Source organism: Duganella fentianensis (assembly GCF_964031615.1).
Lineage (GTDB): Bacteria > Pseudomonadota > Gammaproteobacteria > Burkholderiales > Burkholderiaceae_D > Rugamonas > Rugamonas fentianensis_A.
The window spans coordinates 720104-738661 of record NZ_CAXIQN010000022.1 but is presented as its reverse complement, the minus strand read 5'-3'; the positions used below and the strand labels follow the sequence as shown (position 1 = coordinate 738661).

Annotated in this window: 18 protein-coding genes; 11 read left to right on the top strand and 7 right to left on the bottom strand. The window is 58.4% G+C overall.

Going from position 1 to position 18558, the window contains the following annotated elements; genetic code table 11:
* Positions 1–308: 308 nt before the first annotated feature.
* From ABNT42_RS20465 to ABNT42_RS20455, 3 genes are all read left to right on the top strand, one after another.
* On the top strand, positions 309–1637 hold the full coding sequence (locus tag ABNT42_RS20465; protein WP_348700106.1) for a histidine kinase: 1329 nt from the start codon (positions 309–311) through the stop codon (positions 1635–1637).
* 59 nt (positions 1638–1696) lie between these two features.
* A complete protein-coding gene (locus ABNT42_RS20460; protein ID WP_348700104.1) occupies positions 1697–2458 on the top strand; it encodes a LytTR family DNA-binding domain-containing protein in 762 nt (253 codons plus the stop codon).
* A 91-nt stretch (positions 2459–2549) separates the two neighbouring features.
* Complete coding sequence (locus tag ABNT42_RS20455) at positions 2550–3716, top strand: PAS domain-containing sensor histidine kinase (protein ID WP_348700102.1); 1167 nt, start codon at positions 2550–2552, stop codon at positions 3714–3716.
* On the opposite strand, the gene ABNT42_RS20450 is transcribed toward ABNT42_RS20455, so the two are convergent.
* The 3 genes from ABNT42_RS20450 to ABNT42_RS20440 all read right to left on the bottom strand — a co-directional run bounded on the left by ABNT42_RS20450 (position 3713) and on the right by ABNT42_RS20440 (position 6596).
* Entirely contained in the window at positions 3713–4780 is a 1068-nt protein-coding gene (locus ABNT42_RS20450; RefSeq protein WP_348700140.1) for a porin, read from the bottom strand. The genes ABNT42_RS20455 and ABNT42_RS20450 overlap by 4 nt on opposite strands.
* Positions 4781–4986: 206 nt before the next feature.
* On the bottom strand, positions 4987–5640 hold the full coding sequence (locus ABNT42_RS20445; RefSeq protein ID WP_348700100.1) for a class I SAM-dependent methyltransferase: 654 nt from the start codon (positions 5638–5640) through the stop codon (positions 4987–4989).
* 14 nt (positions 5641–5654) lie between these two features.
* Positions 5655–6596, bottom strand: a complete 942-nt coding sequence (locus ABNT42_RS20440; protein ID WP_348700099.1) for a CysB family HTH-type transcriptional regulator — start codon at positions 6594–6596, stop codon at positions 5655–5657.
* A 153-nt stretch (positions 6597–6749) separates the two neighbouring features.
* On the opposite strand from ABNT42_RS20440, the gene ABNT42_RS20435 reads away from it, so the two are divergent.
* Genes ABNT42_RS20435 through ABNT42_RS20405 form a run of 7 tightly spaced genes read left to right on the top strand, consistent with a single transcriptional unit; the run spans position 6750 to position 13718 of the window.
* The gene (locus tag ABNT42_RS20435) at positions 6750–8441 is read left to right on the top strand and encodes a nitrite/sulfite reductase (protein WP_348700096.1); all 1692 of its coding nucleotides are present in this window, start codon (positions 6750–6752) and stop codon (positions 8439–8441) included.
* Entirely contained in the window at positions 8434–9045 is a 612-nt protein-coding gene (locus tag ABNT42_RS20430) for a DUF934 domain-containing protein (RefSeq protein ID WP_348700094.1), read from the top strand. Before ABNT42_RS20435 ends, ABNT42_RS20430 begins: the two co-directional genes overlap by 8 nt.
* A gap of 9 nt (positions 9046–9054) precedes the next feature.
* A complete protein-coding gene (locus ABNT42_RS20425) occupies positions 9055–9774 on the top strand; it encodes a phosphoadenylyl-sulfate reductase (protein WP_348700092.1) in 720 nt (239 codons plus the stop codon).
* Between the two features lie 48 nt (positions 9775–9822).
* The gene (gene cysD / locus ABNT42_RS20420) at positions 9823–10755 is read left to right on the top strand and encodes a sulfate adenylyltransferase subunit CysD (RefSeq protein ID WP_155434777.1); all 933 of its coding nucleotides are present in this window, start codon (positions 9823–9825) and stop codon (positions 10753–10755) included.
* Positions 10755–12074: a GTP-binding protein gene (locus ABNT42_RS20415; RefSeq protein WP_161036779.1), complete on the top strand. Its 1320-nt coding sequence runs from the start codon at positions 10755–10757 to the stop codon at positions 12072–12074. The genes cysD and ABNT42_RS20415 overlap by 1 nt, the downstream gene beginning before the upstream one ends.
* A 39-nt stretch (positions 12075–12113) precedes the next feature.
* Positions 12114–12887 (top strand): uroporphyrinogen-III C-methyltransferase, encoded by a 774-nt coding sequence (gene cobA / locus ABNT42_RS20410; protein WP_348700089.1) that lies wholly within the window; start codon positions 12114–12116, stop codon positions 12885–12887.
* A gap of 39 nt (positions 12888–12926) precedes the next feature.
* Entirely contained in the window at positions 12927–13718 is a 792-nt protein-coding gene (locus tag ABNT42_RS20405) for a glutaminyl-peptide cyclotransferase (RefSeq protein ID WP_348700087.1), read from the top strand.
* A 23-nt stretch (positions 13719–13741) separates the two neighbouring features.
* Here ABNT42_RS20405 and ABNT42_RS20400 read toward each other — a convergent pair whose 3' ends face one another.
* From ABNT42_RS20400 to lptF, 3 genes are read right to left on the bottom strand one after another with little or no spacing between them, the layout of a single operon-like run.
* On the bottom strand, positions 13742–14113 hold the full coding sequence (locus ABNT42_RS20400; RefSeq protein ID WP_348700085.1) for a CbiX/SirB N-terminal domain-containing protein: 372 nt from the start codon (positions 14111–14113) through the stop codon (positions 13742–13744).
* A 14-nt stretch (positions 14114–14127) separates the two neighbouring features.
* The gene (gene lptG / locus ABNT42_RS20395) at positions 14128–15297 is read right to left on the bottom strand and encodes an LPS export ABC transporter permease LptG (RefSeq protein WP_348700083.1); all 1170 of its coding nucleotides are present in this window, start codon (positions 15295–15297) and stop codon (positions 14128–14130) included.
* The gene (lptF, locus tag ABNT42_RS20390; RefSeq protein ID WP_348700081.1) at positions 15294–16430 is read right to left on the bottom strand and encodes an LPS export ABC transporter permease LptF; all 1137 of its coding nucleotides are present in this window, start codon (positions 16428–16430) and stop codon (positions 15294–15296) included. The genes lptG and lptF overlap by 4 nt, the downstream gene beginning before the upstream one ends.
* A gap of 113 nt (positions 16431–16543) precedes the next feature.
* On the opposite strand from lptF, the gene ABNT42_RS20385 reads away from it, so the two are divergent.
* Entirely contained in the window at positions 16544–18037 is a 1494-nt protein-coding gene (locus ABNT42_RS20385; protein WP_348700080.1) for a leucyl aminopeptidase, read from the top strand.
* A 63-nt stretch (positions 18038–18100) separates the two neighbouring features.
* Here the strand turns inward: ABNT42_RS20385 and ABNT42_RS20380 are convergent, their stop codons facing one another.
* Entirely contained in the window at positions 18101–18550 is a 450-nt protein-coding gene (locus ABNT42_RS20380) for a hypothetical protein (RefSeq protein WP_348700078.1), read from the bottom strand.
* Positions 18551–18558: the final 8 nt, after the last annotated feature.

Here is an 18558-nt window from a genome sequence, read left to right as displayed (position 1 = left end):
GACAAATCGTTGTGTTTGTCAGCAGCAGAGAAGCGAGAGTATGAAGAATTTAAATCGTTTCGTCAACCCCTACTTTTCATCTCGTTTAACTTGGCGCTGTTTTGAGCGACGCCTTGTTTTGCGAGGGACCGAACTATAGCAAAGATTTACGGGTTTCCGCAAGGGATGGCTTTTATCCAGCTTTTCACCGTCCACTCCCGTTTTTATGCAGACTGTCGCATTCACTTGGCAACTATGGGCGCGCATCGTTACAGTTGTAACATCTGACCAATTGCCACAAAGACTGAACTCAGGAGTGTTTCGCTGATATGTTGCCTACCCCTAAAACCCAGGAAACTCTAAAAGCCGCCGCCATCTGGCTGCACCGCTTCTTTGATTCGGTCGCAACCTGGGTTACCCAGCTGTCTTGGTGGAAGTTCCTCGTATTCGCCATTCTGATGCTGATCGCCGGCTCCATCCTGCAGGATGAATTGTTCTCCTCGGGTCCCGATGAAGAAGTGGTGGTTCATAATGAAAAGCGGCCAAAACGGAAGAACGGCGATACCAATATTCTGATTGATGACAGCGGCATCCATTTCAATCCGCGTGGAAAAATCCGTAATAAAGATGGCGAGAATACCGTTCCGCCAGCACCTCCAGCTGAACCAGCCGAGCCAGCACCTGCTGCTGCGCCAGCCGAACCAGCAGACCCTTCCGGCACTGAACATGCAAGTAAATCCGGCAAATCAGCCTCGGTACCTGCACTGCCCACCCTGCCGGGCGAGGAAGTGCATATCGATCTACCACCGCAAATCGGCGAAGAACTCTCGAACGCGATCGAAGAGGCAGTTGATGATGCGGCCGAGCAGAAAGTTACCCGCTACCACCGTCAGGCTTCTACCTGGTTCAAGAGCTTCGTGACCCTGCTGGTTCTGGCCCTGTTCGGCACCAAAGCCTTGATGGGCGGCAAAAAACGCGCTGAGGCGGAAACCCAGAACGCCAATGCTGCGGCCGAACGGGAATCCATGCAGCGCCAGCTGAGCGAAGCCAAGATGCAGATGATGCAAGCGCAGGTTGAGCCGCACTTCCTGTTCAATACGCTGGCATCGGTCGAGCACCTGATACAAACCGACCCGCCACGCGCCTCAGCCATGCAGCGCAGCCTGATTAAATATCTGCGTGCCGTGCTGCCGCAAATGCGCGATAACACCCTGATTACCAATCTGGGGCGTGAAGCCGATATGGTACTGGCCTATCTGAACCTGCTGAAGATGCGTATGGAAGAACGCCTGACGGTAGATTTCGATATCCCCGATGGCCTGCGCACAGCCGCCTTCCCGCCCATGATGCTGCAATCCATGGTGGAAAACGCCATCAAGCACGGCCTCGAAGCCAAGCCGGAAGGCGGCACGCTGAAAGTCCGCGCCGACGTAGCCCATAACAAGCTGCGGGTCATCGTCACCGATGATGGCCTCGGCTTCGGCGCCGTGCCCAGCGATGGCACGGGTCTGGGCCTGATGACCATTCGTGAACGTCTGAAACTGCTGCATGGCGATCAGGGCCAGTTACTGATCGCGGCCAACAGCCCTAGCGGTGTCATCGCCACCATCGAAGTACCGTATCAACTCGCTCAATCGTCCGATAAAAAACCCAATTGATTATTACGCCGATTCGTTGAATAATCGCTTAACTAAAAAACATCAAAGAGCACGAGCACATGCCTACTGCAATTATTGCCGACGACGAGAGATTGATGCGCGACCAGCTGCGTATGCGGCTGGAACAAGTGTGGCCGGAACTGGACATTATCGGCGAAGCCAAAAATGGCGACGAAGCCATCGAACTGGTCGATCAGCTCAAGCCCGACTTCACTTTCCTCGATATCCGCATGCCGGGCAAGACCGGCATGGAAGCTGCCACGGTGATCGGCACCAAGAGCCATATCGTATTTGTCACTGCTTATGATGCTTACGCGGTAGAAGCGTTCGAGCGGGGCGCAGTCGACTACGTGCTGAAACCGCCTGAGCCAGAGCGCCTGCAGATCACTGTGGATCGCCTGAAAACCCGTCTGTCCAAACCCGCCGCCGATGTGAATGCCAGCGTAACAGCCATGCTGTCGCAACTGGCAGAGAAAATTGCCGCGCCTAAGCCCGCCCATCTGCAATGGATACAGGCCAGCATCGGGCAGGATCTGCGCATGATCCCCGTGGAAGAGATCCTGTTCTTCCGCTCGGACGAAAAATACACTTGCGTCCAGACCGAGCGCTACGAAGCGCTGATCCGCAAACCCGTACGCGATCTGGCCGAAGAACTGGACCCTGCCCTGTTCTGGCAGATCCACCGCGCCACACTCGTCAACGTCAATGCCATCGAAGGCGTGACGCGCGATATCCGTGGCCGCCATCTGGTAATGATCAAAGGGCGCAGCGAGCGCCTCGAAGTAAGCCGCAGTTTCCTTCACTTATTTAAACAGATGTAATCCCGCTAGCGACACCTGCGGCAGCGCAAGCTGCCGCGCCTCGCCTGTTCTAGTGTAGAGCCATGCGGCGTACGCCGCGAGGGAGATTCCCATGGCTCGCACCCGCCCCCTGTTGTGGCTGACCGCCGGCATAACACTGGCCGCGTACTGGTTCAGACGCATGCTGCAAGCACCTGCCAGCGCCAGTCCCGCCTTCCGGCGCAGCCGCAGCATCATCCAGCATGCCAGCGACGCCATCATTTCCACCGACGAGCAGCAGCGCATACTGCACGCCAATCCGGCCGCCGCCGCCATGTTCGACACCACCGTGCAAGCCATGGAGGGCACATTACTGCAGCACTACTTGCCACGTGACCAGCGCCAGCATGGCGATAACGCCAATGCACGCTATTTTGGCCAGACCGGCATACGCCTGCGCATGAAGGGGCGCCGTGCCGGCGACTATCTGGTGACGGGCCAGCGCACCCATGGTCAGTTATTTCCGCTGGAAGGCTCGATCTCGACGTTAAATGAAGGCCAGCACAATATTTACACCATCATTTTGCGCGACATTACCGAGCGCAAGCAGGTACAGGAACAGTTAGAACAGTCCTACGCACAATTGCGCGAACTGTCCGCTACGCTACAGACTATCCGGGAAGAAGAACGCAAGCATATCGCACGCGAACTGCATGACGATCTGGGTCAGTTGCTGGCCACGCTGCGCGGCGATCTAGCGTTGCTAAAGCGCGCCCAGCAATACGGACCGGCCGCGCGCAAGCTGCTGACTGGCATGGATACTTTGCTGCTGTCTGCCATTACGTCGCTACGCCGGATCGCCAGCAATCTACGTCCCCGTGCGCTCGATGAAGGGGGGCTGTACTACGCGCTGGAGAGTCTGTGTCAGGATTTCGTCAACCGCTACGGCATTCCCTGCCATCTGCAAGCGAACGAAGAAGAATTGATACTCGATGATGCCTACAGTACGGCGATCTTCCGCATTGCGCAGGAAGCGCTGACGAATATCTCACGCCACGCCGAAGCCAGCAAGGTACTGTTATCACTACAGCGCCAGCAACACACTCTGCAGATTGAAATTCAGGATGATGGTCGCGGCATCGCCGAGCAGGACATGGACAAGGCCATGACTTTCGGTCTGCTCGGGATGCGCGAGCGTGTACGTGCCCTACATGGCGAGATCACCGTCCTCAGCGATGGCGGCACACAGATTTCTATCCGTCTGCCGCTGCCGCTTCAGGCTCCCGCCCCGTCCGATTAGAACGAGTGACGTACGCCGACGTTGAAGGCTTTGTTACCAGTACCAGCTTCGTTGTTGTTACCAACGGTGTAGCCAGCGCCGTTTTTGTTTTTCAGCTTGGCGTAAGCGACGTAGGTACTGGTACGTTTCGACAGCGCGTACAGGTAACCCACAGCCCACTGATCAGCATCCTGATTGAAGCTGGTCTTGTCGTTCTTACGGGTGTAGGAAGCCAGGATGGTGCCAGCTGGCGCCACTGGAACTTGTACACCGATCAGCATGTCGTTGCTGTCCAGGCTGGCTTTTGGTGCAACGGCATAGCCGTAAGCATTGGCAACTGGCAGAGCAGCGCTGTTGACACCTTTGTCATTGCCGTAAGCGAAGTAAGCTTTAGCAACCTGGAAATCGTAGTTAATCGCAAACAGAGTGTTGCGGCCGGTATCTTGCAGTTTGGCTGGGGTGGTGCCCACAGCAGCGGTGTCGTTGTTGCGGTTGTTGTACACCAGACGTGCATTCAGCGGGCCTTGGGCGTAGTTCAGACCCAGACCGAATTGACGGCCAGCCGTCGCGCTACCAGCTTGTTCGCCCAGAGCGTACAGCGCTTCTGCGCTGAAGCCTTCCATCACTGGGGTTGCATACACCAGTGCATTGCTGACACGGGTGTTCGCGCCCGAGGTTGGGAACAGGTTTTTGATGCTGCCCGCGTAGCCAGCGCCGAATGGGTCAGCAACTTGGCTCATGGCGTTGTACAGCATGGTGTACTGACGACCGATGGTCAGGGTACCCGCTTCTTTGCTTTTCAGACCGACGAAAGCTTGACGGTTGAACAGTGCGCTATTGGTGTTATCCAGTGCACCGTCGTCCACTTTCAGACCGGTTTCCAGTTGGAAGATGGCCGACAGACCGCCGCCCAGGTCTTCCGTACCGCGGAAGCCCAGACGGGACTGACCGCCGATACCGCTGGTCAATTTGGTCACACTGCCGGCGGCGCCACCGCGCTCGCTCACCAGACCTGCATCGACCAGACCGTAGATGGTCACGTTCGATTGAGCTTGGGCTTGGGCGGCGAAGCCGCCGATGATCATTGCTGCCAGAGTCAGTTTTTTCACTTGAAAATCTCTTTGATGAGTTGATAGAAGGTAAAGCAAGGTTTGCATCTACGGGGCGAATCATGCCTACCAATTGCTTCAGGAATGTGACATGACTGATTTTGTTGCAAATCAACGTCATAAAAGAAAAAGCCGCTAAAAGCGGCTTTTTTCGATAATTCTCAAGGAAATCCCTGCTTCTACTACTTCAGACGGCAGCTGAGCAGGTAGTAATATTCCAGCCGCTCCACCCGGATCTGGCGTGCAGCCGTGGCAAAACGCTTACGCAGCGTACTATCAGTCAGGTAATTTTTCATGATTTCGTAACGCTGTCCATCGTCGGCCGTCAGAATCTGGAAGGTATTTCCTTCCGCATCCGTGCGGGCGAACACCATGGAATTGCCATCCACATAAGATTCGTCCAGCAGCACCAGCAGCACATCCTTGCCCAGTTTGGCGCGCAGGGTCTTCAGGTATTTCTCCTGATCTTCGCGTTTGACGTGGGCCCACAGACCGGCCGCGAACACGGCGGTATATTGACCTTCCAGCCCATCCGGCAAGTTAAAGGCATCCATCACCCCGAAAGTGACCACATCTTCGTCCAGACCACGGGTTTCGGCCAGTTCTATCATTTCCGGCAACAGGTCGGTGGCATGCACGGATTCCGCCACTTCGGCGATCAGATCGGTCCAGTATGCGGTGCCGCAAGCCAGTTCCAGCACTTTGTGGCCCTGGAACAGTTCGGCGACCATTTCCTGCAGGTCGTCCAGATCATCGAAGCGCGCTTCCTGCGCATAGACCTGATCGTAGTTGTCGGCGTTGACGGCATAGAATTGTGCCAACTGATTGGTAATCATGGGATGCTTTCTCTTTATAGTTCGTAGTGCTCTTTTTCACCGTTCATAGCCTGCTCGATCAGCTTACGGTTGAGCGTAGGCGCCAGCAGTTCGATGAAGGTATATATATAGCTGCGCAGATACGCGCCCTGCTTGACCGCTACCCGCGACACATTCATGCCGAACAGATGGCCTACAGGGATGGCGCGCAGATTCTTGTCCCGTTCCGGGTCAAACGCCATACCGGCAATAATACCGATGCCCATACCCAGTTCCACATAGGTTTTGATGACATCGGCGTCTATGGCTTCCAGCAACACGTCCAGCTTCAGACCACGCAGGGAAAACGCATGGTCAATCTTGCTGCGGCCGGCGAAGGCGCTATCGTACGTGATGATGGGGAAAGCAGCAATTTCTTCCAGCGTTACTTGCTTGGATTTCAACAAAGGATGGTCGTGCGGCACCACCACCACGTGTTCCCATTGATAACATGGCAATGTGATCAAACCATTAATTTCCGCGATCGATTCGGTGGCAATGGCCAGATCGGCCTGATCGCGTTGCACCATCTCGGCAATCTGCTGGGGGTTACCTTGCAATAAAGACAAGCGCACCTTGGGGAATTTCACCATAAAGGCCTGCACCACTTTCGGCAAGGTATAGCGCGCCTGCGTGTGGGTGGTGGCGATGGTGAAACTACCACTATCCTGCGCCGCGTATTCCTTGCCGATGCGTTTCAGGCTGTCGATTTCCTGCATAATCAGTTCCACCGACTCCAGCACCAGCCGTCCCGGCTCGGTCAGGCCGCGAATCCGCTTGCCGTGACGGGTAAAAATATCCACGCCCAGCTCTTCTTCGAGTTCGATAATGGCCTTGGATACCCCCGGCTGCGAGGTAAATAGTGCCTTGGCAGCGTCGGTCAGGTTGTAATTCTGGCGTACGGCTTCGCGCACGAAGCGCAGTTGATGTAGGTTCATTGCAGGTTCTGGCCCAGCTTAATTATTAAGTGTCCTAGCTTATACCCAATACGTATATAAGCAAATAAAGACTAAGTCGTATGGAATAAAGACGAAGTTTATTACTATTGCCGCTAGTTTGGGGATTCTAGCCAGCGACTATCTAGGAAGAATATGTATCAATACGACCAATATGACCATCTCATCGTCCGTGAACGCATTGCCCAGTACCGCGATCAGGTACGCCGCCGTCTCGCCGATGAGCTGACCGAAGCCGAATTCCTGCCGCTGCGCCTGCAAAACGGCCTGTACATGCAGCGGCACGCCTACATGCTGCGTATCGCCGTGCCTTACGGCCTGCTGGCATCGAAACAGATGCGCATGTTCGCCCATATTGCCCGCAAGTATGACCGCGGTTATGGCCACTTTACCACCCGCCAGAACATCCAGTTCAACTGGGTAGAACTGGAGCAGACGCCGGACATCCTGACCGAACTGGCTTCGGTAGAGATGCACGCGATCCAGACTTCGGGCAACTGCATCCGTAACACCACCTCTGACCCGTACGCTGGTGTGGCCGCCGACGAGATCATCGATCCCCGTCCGTATGCGGAAGTGCTGCGCCAGTGGTCCACCTTCCACCCTGAATTCATCGCGCTGCCGCGTAAATTCAAGGTTGCCATCAATGGCGCTGAAGAAGACCGCGCCGCGATTGCCGTGCACGACATCGGTCTGACCGTGGTACGCAACGAAGCAGGCGAAATCGGCTTCAAGTTCATGGCCGGTGGCGGCATGGGCCGTACCCCGATTCTGGGCAGCGTCATCCGCGAATTCCTGCCATGGCAGCATCTGCTGACCTACACGGAAGCCGTGATGCGCGTGTATAACCAGTACGGCCGCCGCGACAACAAGTACAAAGCCCGTATCAAGATTCTGCTGAAAGCCATCGGCGTGGAAGAATTTACCCGTCAGGTGGAAGCCGAGTGGGCCGACCTGAAAGATGGTCCGGAAACCCTGACGCAGGAAGAAATGCAGCGCGTGATCGATTACTTCCAGCCGCACGCCTACAAAGCGCTGGAGAATATCGACTATCTGGCGCAGCACGCCGACAACAAGGCATTTGCCAACTGGGTCAAGCGCAACGTCAAGGCACACAAGCAGGCTGGCTATGCCGCCGTGGTGCTGTCGCTGAAGAAGACCGGCGTGCCGCCGGGCGATGCGACCGCCGAACAGATGGACTTCATGGCCGATCTGGCCGACAAATACAGCTTCGGCGAACTGCGCGTGACGCACGAACAGAACATCGTACTGGCGGACGTCGAACAGTCGCAACTGTACACGCTGTGGGAACAGGTGAAAGCCAAAGGTCTGGCGACGCCGAATATCGGCCTGCTGACCGACATGATCTGCTGCCCGGGCGGCGACTTCTGCTCGCTGGCCAATGCCAAGTCGATCCCGATTGCTGCGGCCATTGCCGAGCGCTTCGACAGCATCGATTTCCAGCACGACATCGGCGAGATCGAACTGAATATTTCGGGCTGCATCAACGCCTGCGGCCACCACCACGTGGGCGGCATCGGCGTACTCGGTGTGGATAAAGACGGCAGCGAGTGGTATCAGGTGTCGATCGGCGGCGCGCAAGGCAACAACGCCGCCATCGGCAAAATCATCGGCCCATCGTTCTCGGCCCTGCAGATGCCGGAAGTAATCGGCCGCCTGCTGCAAGTGTATGTACGCGAGCGTGCCGAAGGCGAACCGTTTGCCGAATGCGCCCAGCGTCTGGGCATCGCCCCGTTCAAGGAATTTGTGTACGCCACGCCGATCGTCGAACCCGGTCGTCTGGTAGGAGAGGATGAATATGCATGATGTAAGCACCCATAACGCTAATGCTGCCGGCCAGATCATCAAAGGCCGCAGCGTTGTCGAAGACTCGTGGCTGGTACTGCGCGGCCCGGAACTGCCGGAAGGCGTGAAGGCCGAAGCGGAAGACATCGCTGCCCTGCCCGTCCCTGCCGGTAAAGTCATCGTGCCGGTGGCGGTATGGAACGCCCAGCGCGAGGCGCTGCTGGCACGCGCTGCAAATGGCGAAATCGGTGTGTGGTTCGCCAGCGACGAGCGTCCGGAAGCACTCAAGGACGATCTGACCAAGTTCGCCGTGGTGGCAGTGGACTTCCCGAAATTCACCGATGGCCGTGGCTATTCGATCGCCTACAACCTGCGCACCCGTCTGGGCTGGACCGGCGAACTGCGCGCCATCGGCGATGTGCTGCGCGACCAGCTGTTCTCGATGCAGCGCGTGGGCTTCGACGCCTATGCCGTACGCGCCGACCGCGACATCCACGATGCACTGAAAGGCCTGTCCGATTTCTCGGAAACCTATCAGGCTTCGGTCGACCAGAAAGTACCGCTGTTCCGCCGCCACACCCGCAACGTGGGTGTCAATACGGGCGACGCCGGCTTCGGTATCTAAGGATGCGCCATGACTGACCTAAACCAGAAAATCGCCGACACCAGCGCTACGCTGGCCCGCATTGCAGCCGATTTCAGCCCCGCTGTTTTCGCCTCCAGTCTGGCCGCCGAAGACATGGTGCTGACGGACCTGATCCTGAAGGCCAAGCTGAACATCGGTGTCTTCTCGCTCGAAACGGGCCGTCTGCACAAGGAAACGCTGGACATGCTCGAGCGCGTCAAGCAGCACTACGACGGCTACGAAATCGCCCTGTACCGTCCGCAGGCAGAAGCCGTTGAAGGCTACGTGGCCCAGCATGGCCTGAACGCTTTCTACGACAGCGTGGAAATGCGCCGCGAATGCTGCCGCATCCGCAAGGTCGAGCCGCTCGGTCGTGCGCTGGCTGGTAACAAGGCATGGGTCACGGGTCAGCGCCGCGCCCAGTCCACTACCCGCGCCGAACTGCATGTGCAGGAAGACGATCCGGCACACGGCATGACCAAGTTCAATCCGCTGGCCGACTGGTCGGAACAGGACGTTTGGGACTACCTGCGCAACCATGGCGTACCATATAACGCACTGCACGATCAGGGCTATCCGTCGATCGGCTGCGAACCTTGCACCCGCGCTGTCCAGCCGGGCGAAGATGTGCGCGCCGGCCGCTGGTGGTGGGAGAACCCCGACTCGAAAGAGTGCGGCCTGCACATGGTCGACGGCAAACTGATACGCATTAAATCCGTGGCGGCATAAGCTCAAGCGCCACAGAAAACCCAGTACACACAAGAATAGGCAATCGTCATGAACGCTCTCGTTGAAAACCACGCCGCGCACGTCAATTCGCGCCACCTCGATGCTCTGGAATCGGAAGCGATCCACATCCTGCGCGAAGTCGCGGCCGAATGCAGCAACCCTGCCCTGCTGTTCTCGGGCGGTAAAGACTCGGTAGTGCTGCTGCGTCTGGCGGAAAAGGCTTTCCGCCCCGGTAAATTCCCGTTCCCGCTGGTGCACGTCGATACCGGCCACAACTTCCCTGAAGTGATCACCTTCCGCGACAAGCGCGTGGCCGAACTGGGCGAACGCCTGATCGTGGGTTCGGTGGAAGACTCGATCAAAAAAGGCACGGTACGTCTGCGTAATCCGCAAACGGATTCGCGCAATGCTGCGCAAGCCGTGACGCTGCTGGAAACCATCGCCGAACACGGCTTCGACGCCTGCATCGGCGGCGCGCGCCGCGACGAAGAAAAAGCCCGCGCCAAAGAACGCATCTTCTCGTTCCGCGACGAATTCGGCCAGTGGGATCCGAAATCGCAACGTCCGGAACTGTGGGATCTGTATAACACCCGCGTCCATCCGGGCGAGAACATGCGCGTGTTCCCGATCTCGAACTGGACCGAACTCGATGTGTGGCAGTACATCGCCCGCGAAAAACTGGAACTGCCACCGATCTACTTCGCGCACGAACGTCAGGTGATTCCGCGTAACGGCCTGCTGGTGCCGCTGACCGATCTGACCCCGCCACGCGAAGGCGAAACGGTGGAAACGCAGGTGGTACGCTTCCGTACCGTGGGCGACATCTCCTGCACCTGCCCGGTATCGTCCGATGCCGCCACGGTGGAGCAGATCATCGCCGAAACGGCCGTGACCCAGATTACCGAACGTGGCGCCACCCGTATGGACGACCAGACCTCCGAAGCCTCGATGGAAAAACGTAAAAAAGCAGGATACTTCTGATGAACGCACGCATAGAAACCCAAGCCGCAGACCAGACCGAAAAAGGCCTGCTGCGCTTCATTACCGCCGGTTCCGTCGATGACGGCAAATCCACCCTGATCGGCCGCCTGCTGTTCGACAGCAAGGGGATTTTCGCCGACCAGCTGGATGCCATGTCGCGCTCCAAGCACAAGCGCACGGTAGGCGACACGGTCGACCTGTCGCTGCTGACGGATGGTCTGGAAGCCGAACGCGAACAGGGCATTACCATCGACGTGGCCTACCGCTACTTCGCTACCCCTAAGCGCAAATTCATCATCGCCGATACGCCGGGCCACGAGCAGTACACCCGCAATATGGTGACTGGTGCTTCCACTGCCGATGCCGTGATCATTCTGATCGACGTATCGAAAGTGAAGCTGCGCGAAGATGGCGGTGTGGATCTGCTGATCCAGACCAAACGCCACTCGACCATCGCCCACCTGCTGCAGATCGAGCACGTGATCGTAGCCGTCAACAAGATGGATCTGGTGAACTACGACCAGAGCATCTACGACCGCATCGTCAAAGCCTATGGCGAATTCGCTGCTACGCTGGGCCTGAAAGACATCACGCCGATTCCGCTGTCCGCCCTGACCGGCGACAACGTGGTGGACAAGAGCGAAAAGCTGGACTGGTATCAGGGTCCGACGCTGATCGAGCTGCTCGAATCGCTGTCGGTGTACGACGAATCGCACGCTGCGCCATTCCGCTTCCCGGTGCAGCTGGTGGCACGCCACAACGGCCACGAAGCCAACGACTTCCGCGGCTACATGGGCCGTATCGAAGCGGGTAAAGTCTCGGTGGGCGACAAGCTGGTGGTACAGCCTTCGGGCCAGAGCGCGACAGTGAAGGACATCCTCACGCTGGAAGGCTCGCACCAGTCGGCAGTGGTGGGTCAGTCCATCACCCTGCTGCTGAACGAATACCTCGACATCTCGCGCGGCGACATGCTGGCCGGCGCCGAACAGCCAGCCACCCTGCTCAAGCAGCTCAAAGCGGACGTATGCTGGATGTCGGATGAAGCGCTCGATCTGCGCCGCAAATACTGGATCAAGCACGGCACCAAACAGACGTCGGCCAAGATCACCGCCATCGAATCTCTGCTGGACATCAACACCCAGCAGCGTCACAGCGCAGAAGGCCTGAAGCTCAACGATATCGCCCGTATCGGCCTGACTGTGCAGCAGCCGCTGGCAGCCGACGCCTACGCCGATATCCGTGCTACCGGCGCCTTCATCCTGATCGATGAAGTCACCCACCAGACCGTGGCAGCGGGCATGATCCGTCTGGCCGACTAAGTTACAAGTGCAGCAAACGTAGCAAACTAGGAGCACAGCATGTCAGCATTGGGAAAAGTCTATCTGATCGGCGCCGGTCCCGGCGCGCAGGATCTGATCACATTACGCGGCGCGCGCCTGCTGGCGCAAGCGGACGTGGTGCTGCACGACGCTCTGGTGACAGACGAAATGCTGGAGCTGTGCCCGCAAGCGGAGAAAATCCTGGTCGGCAAGCGCTGCGGCCAGCTCTCCACGGCGCAGCAGTTCATCAACAAGCAGATGATCGACAACGCCAGGAAGTTCCCGCTGGTAGTGCGTCTCAAAGGTGGCGACCCGATGATGTTCGGCCGCGCCGATGAAGAACTGCGCGCGCTGGAAGAAGCGGGCATCGAAGTGGAAGTGGTGCCCGGCATTACTACCGCGCTGGCTGCCGCCGCTGCCACCAAACAGCCGCTGACCAAGCGTGGTGTAGCACGCAGCGTGGCCTTCTTCACCTCCTCCACCGCGCCCGAGCATAGCGAGCACGATGCCATACCCGACACTGACACGCTGGTGCAGTACATGGGCGGACGCGAAGCCATCGCCACGGCAGAACGCCTGCTGGCACAAGGCCGTCACCCCGACACGCCGGTGGTCGTAATCGAGAATTGCAGCCGTCCCGACCAGCACATCCGCCGCCTCACCATCGCCGCGCTGGCACAGGGTCTGGGCGCGGCTCACGGTCCCGTGCTGGTGATGCTGGGCGACGCCATGCAGATGCGCGCGCGCCAGTATGACGCCGACAGCGCCAGCGCCTTGGTCACCGCAGCAAAACCTCAGCAACGCCGCGCCTGATCCGTAATAGAATATCCATTGCTACCAACCGAGGTCACAATGGATTTTCTGCGCAAGTCGTACATCACTGCCCGTTACTCGTTTGCCCTGTGCGCCACGGCCCTGCTGCCGCTGGGCGCCGATGCCGCCATTCCCACTTATGATTTCAAAGTCGTGCGCAGCTACCCGCACGATCCGCAGGCGTTCACCGAAGGCTTGCTGTACCGCGATGGTTTTCTGTACGAGAGCACTGGCCTGAACGGCAAATCATCGATTCGCAAAGTGAATCTGGAAACTGGCGCCATCCTGCAGAGCAAGGATATCCCGCCACAGTATTTCGGCGAAGGCTTGACGGTATGGGGCAATACACTGGTCGGCCTGACGTGGCAGACCCAGACGGGCTTTGTCTTCGATCTGGCGACTTTCGAAATGCGCAGCCAGTTCGTCTATCCGGGCGAAGGCTGGGGCCTGACCCAGAACGGCAAAGAACTGATCATGAGCGATGGCACGGCGACGCTGCGCTTCCTCGACCCTAAGACCTTCCTTGAAGTACGCCGCGTGAAAGTCACGGCAGACGGCATCGCCGTCGATCAGCTGAATGAACTGGAAGTGGTGGGCGACGAGATCTTTGCAAACATCTGGCACACCAGCACCATCGCCCGTATCGATCCGGCCACGGGCAAGATCATCGGCTGGATCGATCTGGCCAAACTGTATCCCGCAGCCGGCAAAGGCCTGAATGGCGAGAACGTCCTGAATGGCATCGCCTACGATGCGGAGAAAAAACGCCTGTTCGTCACCGGTAAGCTGTGGCCCAAGCTGTACGAAATCAAACTGGTGCCACGCAAATAGGCCGCAACTAAGCCGACAGCAACTCAGAGCGGCAGCGACGCCACGCAGTAATCGGACAGCGCATTGAGCACGGCCGCATTCTCGCCCGCGGCCTCCACCACATTGATGGCCACTTGCGGATAGCTGCTGCGCAGTTCATCCACCATCAGCGGCAGGTCGCGCATCACATGCCCGCCCTGCCCCAGAAACACGGGCACCACAGTCACCTGCGTGACGCCGCTGGCGGCCAGTTCCGCCACCACTTCCGGCAACCGGGGCGACATCAGTTCGAGGAAGCCCAGCCGCACCTGCACTTCTGGCAGGCGAGCCTGCGTCAGATCCCGCAGCTTTTCAAAAGGTACCGCCCACGCCGCAGAGCGCGCGCCGTGCGCAAACAATATCAGTGCCTTGCTCATACCCAGCTCCATCCTTAATGTCGTTCCACCCACCACAGCGCCCACAGCGCCAGTAGCAGGAACAGTATGCTAGGCGCAATCGCCGTAATCACGGCCGGCCACGTACTGAGCAGACCCAGATGGGAGAACAGCGTGTTCACCAGCAGGAAGCTCACCCCGATCATGATGCCGATGAAAATCTTCAGACTCACGCCGCCGGCACGGGTATGCAGATAACCGAACGGCAGCGCCAGTGCCATCAGCACGAAGATGGCCAGCGGATCGAATAGCTTCTTCCAGAAAGCGATCTTGAAGCGCTCCGTCTCCTGCTTGTTTTCCTGCAGGTGGCGCGTATAGGCTGCCAGCTCGGAAGCCGACATGCGGTCCGGATCTGAGCCCGCCACCGCAAGGATACGCGGCGTCACTTCGGACAGCAGATCCTTGGTGGCCAGCTTGGTGGTGCTGATCATACTGGTGTCCTGCGCGAAGTTATTCTCCAGCGTCGCCACACTGCCCGGTTTCAACAGGCCCGGATTGGTGAACAGGTTTTCCGTCACGTCCGTCATCTGCCACAGGTTATTCCCTTTGAACGAAGCCGTCGCCGCCAGGGTAATCGAGCGCAGACGCAGATCATTATCGAATTCGTACAGCTTCACGCCCACCAGCGTGCCGTCCGGCTGCACCTTCTTCACATTGAAAAAGCGCGAACCGATTACCGTACCGCTCATGCCTTCCGACTTGACGATATCCTTGGTCCACAGGCCGGACCGGAATTCCGAAGAAATCGCCGCACCGCGCGCAGACAGTTTGATCTTGTCGGCGATAGGCGCTGTACGCGGGGTAATCACTTCACCGAAAATAAAAGTAATCAGCACCAGAACCAGCCCCACTTTTGCCAGCATCCACGCCACCATGCCGGTCGACATACTGGACGCCCGCATGATGGTGAATTCCGATGTGGCCGCAAACTGCGCCATGGTATAGATGGTGCCGATCAGCGCTGCCAGCGGCATCACTTCGTACACATGGCCCGGCAACTGCACCAGCACATACAGGAAGGCGTACTGGATGGCATAACCGTTCTTGCCGACGGATGGCAGTTCGCCCGTCAGATCCATAAAGGCCTGCAGAGCCAGGAAGGCTACCAGCACAAAGGCAACCGCCTGCAGAATAGAGTAGGCAAAATAGCGTTGCAGGATTTTCATTTGAGTTCGGCCTTCCTGTCAGCAGCGCGGTTGCGCTTCAGAGCCGACAGCAACGCCAGCGGGTGATAACGGTGATTCAGATTTAGTCGCCATGCGAACAGGGCCACGACCAGCAGCAGCGCCACCAGATGCAGCGGCCACCACGACATGACAAAGCTGGCCTTGCCCTGCTTAACACTGGCCTCGACCAGTTTGACCAGATTGCTATAGCTGAAGAAGATCAAGAGCGCGATGATCAGATTGGCCGAGCTGCCGGCACGGGGATTGACGAAGCCCAGCGGGATGGCCAGCAGGATCAGAATCAGACAGGTTGCAGGCGAGGCGATACGCCACAACAGTTCGGCGCGTGCGAAGTTGGAATTATCCGCCAGCAGCTCCATGGTCGGTACCGCATTGATATTGCGTTCGGCATCCAGATCCTGACTGCGCGGCGTCACGCGCATGCTGTAGCTCTCGAATTCCATGGTCTGGAAGTCGGACTGGCCCGGCGTGCCCTGATAGCGCCGGCCGTTCTTCAGCACCAGATAGCGCTCGCCTTTGGGACCGGTATTGATCACGCCTTCGCGCGCCACCACCACCGCCGTACCATGTTCATCGACCGTGTTGACGAACACATTCTGTACCACGGCCTTTTCACCAGCCACGCCTTCGACGAAGAAAATCCGGTTGGCGGAAGCCGATTCCTTGAACTGGCCGGGCGAGACCTTTTGCAGATCTTCGCGCTTTTCGAAGCGGTCGACGTATTCCGAACTTTTCAGCTGGGCCCACGGCGTAGCGATAAAACTCAGGCCTGCCGTCAGCAGCACCAGCGGCAGGCCGAAGCTCAGCACCGGCTTGATCCAGCGCGTCAGACTCAGGCCGGAGGCGAACCACACCACCATTTCCGAATCGCGGTAGGTACGGGTGACCACCATCAGCACCGAAATAAAGCTGGTGAGGATGACGATAGTTGGCAGATAATTCAAGGCGGCGAAGGCGATCAGCGCGATCACGTCGCTCGATGCGACCTTGCCGCCGGCAGCCTTACCAAGGACGCCGATCAGGGTCCAGGTGACGCTGACACTGAACAGCACCGTGAAGGTGGCCCCGGCGGCACTGGCCATTTCACGACGTAAGGCGCGTTGAAAGATCATTCGAAGTTTATAATTCGGTAGTTAAGGGCTAGTGCTCATCACAGAGCAGAGCCACAGTTTAAATAACAGCCTGCATAACGGGCTGGCAATTCGTACACGACACGGAGAATCAAATGGACTTTAGCATAAAAGCATTCGACACAAAAAACACCATCGCTACGGCCAAAGCCGGCGTTGTGGCCGTTGCAGTCTTCGATAACAAGAAGCTGTCGCAAGCGGCCAAGGCACTCGATGCTGCGGGCGAAATCAGCGCCGCACTGAAGTCTGGCGACATCTCCGGCAAAGCCGGCACCACCCTGCTGCTGCGCGGCGTAAAAGGCGCCAGCGCCGAACGCGTGCTGCTGGTCGGTCTGGGCAGCGAGGACAGCATCAGCGAAAAGAGCTTTGCCAGCGGCGTTGCCGCAGCACTCAAGGTATTCGCCACCCTGGGCACAAGCGACGCTATTATCGCACTGCCGATGACGGAAGTGAAAGAGCGTGACGTGAACTGGGCAATCCGCTGCGTAGTGCAGGCTGCCCACGAAGGCGTGTTCCGCACCGATGGCCAGAAGAGCAAGAAAGACCCTGCTCCAGCCGGCGTGAAGAAAATCGCTCTGGCCGTGGCCAATACCGCTGCCACCAAGCTGGCCCTGGCACAGGCGATCGCGATTGCCAACGGCATGGACCTGACCAAGGAACTGGCCAACCTGTCGGCCAACGTCTGCACCCCGACCTATCTGGCCAACACTGCCAAAAAACTGGGCAAAGACTACAAGTTCGAAGTCGAAGTACTGGACCGCAAACAGCTGGAAGCCCTGAAAATGAACAGCTTCCTGTCGGTGACCAATGGTAGCGAGCAGCCACCTAAATTCATCATCCTGAAACACATGGGCGGCAAGGCCAAAGACGCACCAGTGGTACTGGTCGGCAAAGGCATTACCTTCGATACGGGCGGTATTTCGCTCAAAGCCGGTCCCGGCATGGACGAGATGAAGTTCGACATGGGCGGTGCCGCGTCGGTACTGGGCACCTTCCGCGCCATCGGCGAAATGAACCTGAAGCTGAACGTGATCGGCGTGATCGCCGCGTGCGAAAACATGCCATCGGGCCGCGCCACCAAGCCGGGCGACATCGTCACCTCGATGAACGGTCTGACCATCGAAATCCTGAACACCGATGCCGAAGGCCGTCTGGTACTGTGCGATGCACTGACCTACTCGGAGCGCTTCAACCCTGCCGCCGTGGTCGATATCGCCACCCTGACGGGCGCCTGCATCATCGCGCTGGGCCACCATAAGAGCGGCCTGTTCACCCGTGACGACGCCGCCCACAACAAGCTGGCCGAGGAACTGCTGGCCGCCGGCCAGGCTGCCAGCGACACGGCATGGCGTCTGCCTATCGGTGAAGAGTACAACGAACAGCTGAAGTCCAACTTCGCTGATCTGGCCAACATCGGCACCCCGGGCGGCGCCTCCTGCACCGCCGCGGCCTTCCTGGAAAACTTCACCCGCAAGTACACCTGGGCCCATCTGGATATCGCCGGTACGGCCTGGAAATCGGGTGGCGCCAAGGGTGCTACCGGCCGTCCAGTACCACTGCTGACCAACTTCCTGATCAATCGCACCTGATCCGTATCAACCAAGCATAAGGCCCGCATCGCGGGCCTTTTTTTTGCTGCGCTGTGCTGCGTCTCAGTACAGCGTCACACCGGGCGCCGGCGCGGGCGCGACATCGCGTGGCGCGGCGGGCCGCATCAGCACCGTCAGCACGGCCGGATATTCGTAGCCGGCCCCCGTATTCTTGTCGACGAAATAGCCCACCCCCGCCGTCAGCACCAGATTGCCCCACAGGCTGCTGTTGACTTTGGAATCGACTTTCTCGTAGGCCCAGCCGGTGCCCTCCTGCTTGCAATCGATGCGCAGCGGGCTGGCACTCTTGCGCAGGCTGATGCGGGCCGGCGTCGTCACAAACCATTTGCCCACATCGTTCGACAGCACGCAGCCAACACCGGCGATCTGGCGATGATCAAGTACCGTCTGCACCAGTACCGACTGTTCGGTATTTTCCGACAGCGTGGCGCAACCACTCAGTGTCAGCAAAGCGACAATGCCGACAGTAGCAGGGAATAAGCGAGAGAACATGGTAGACC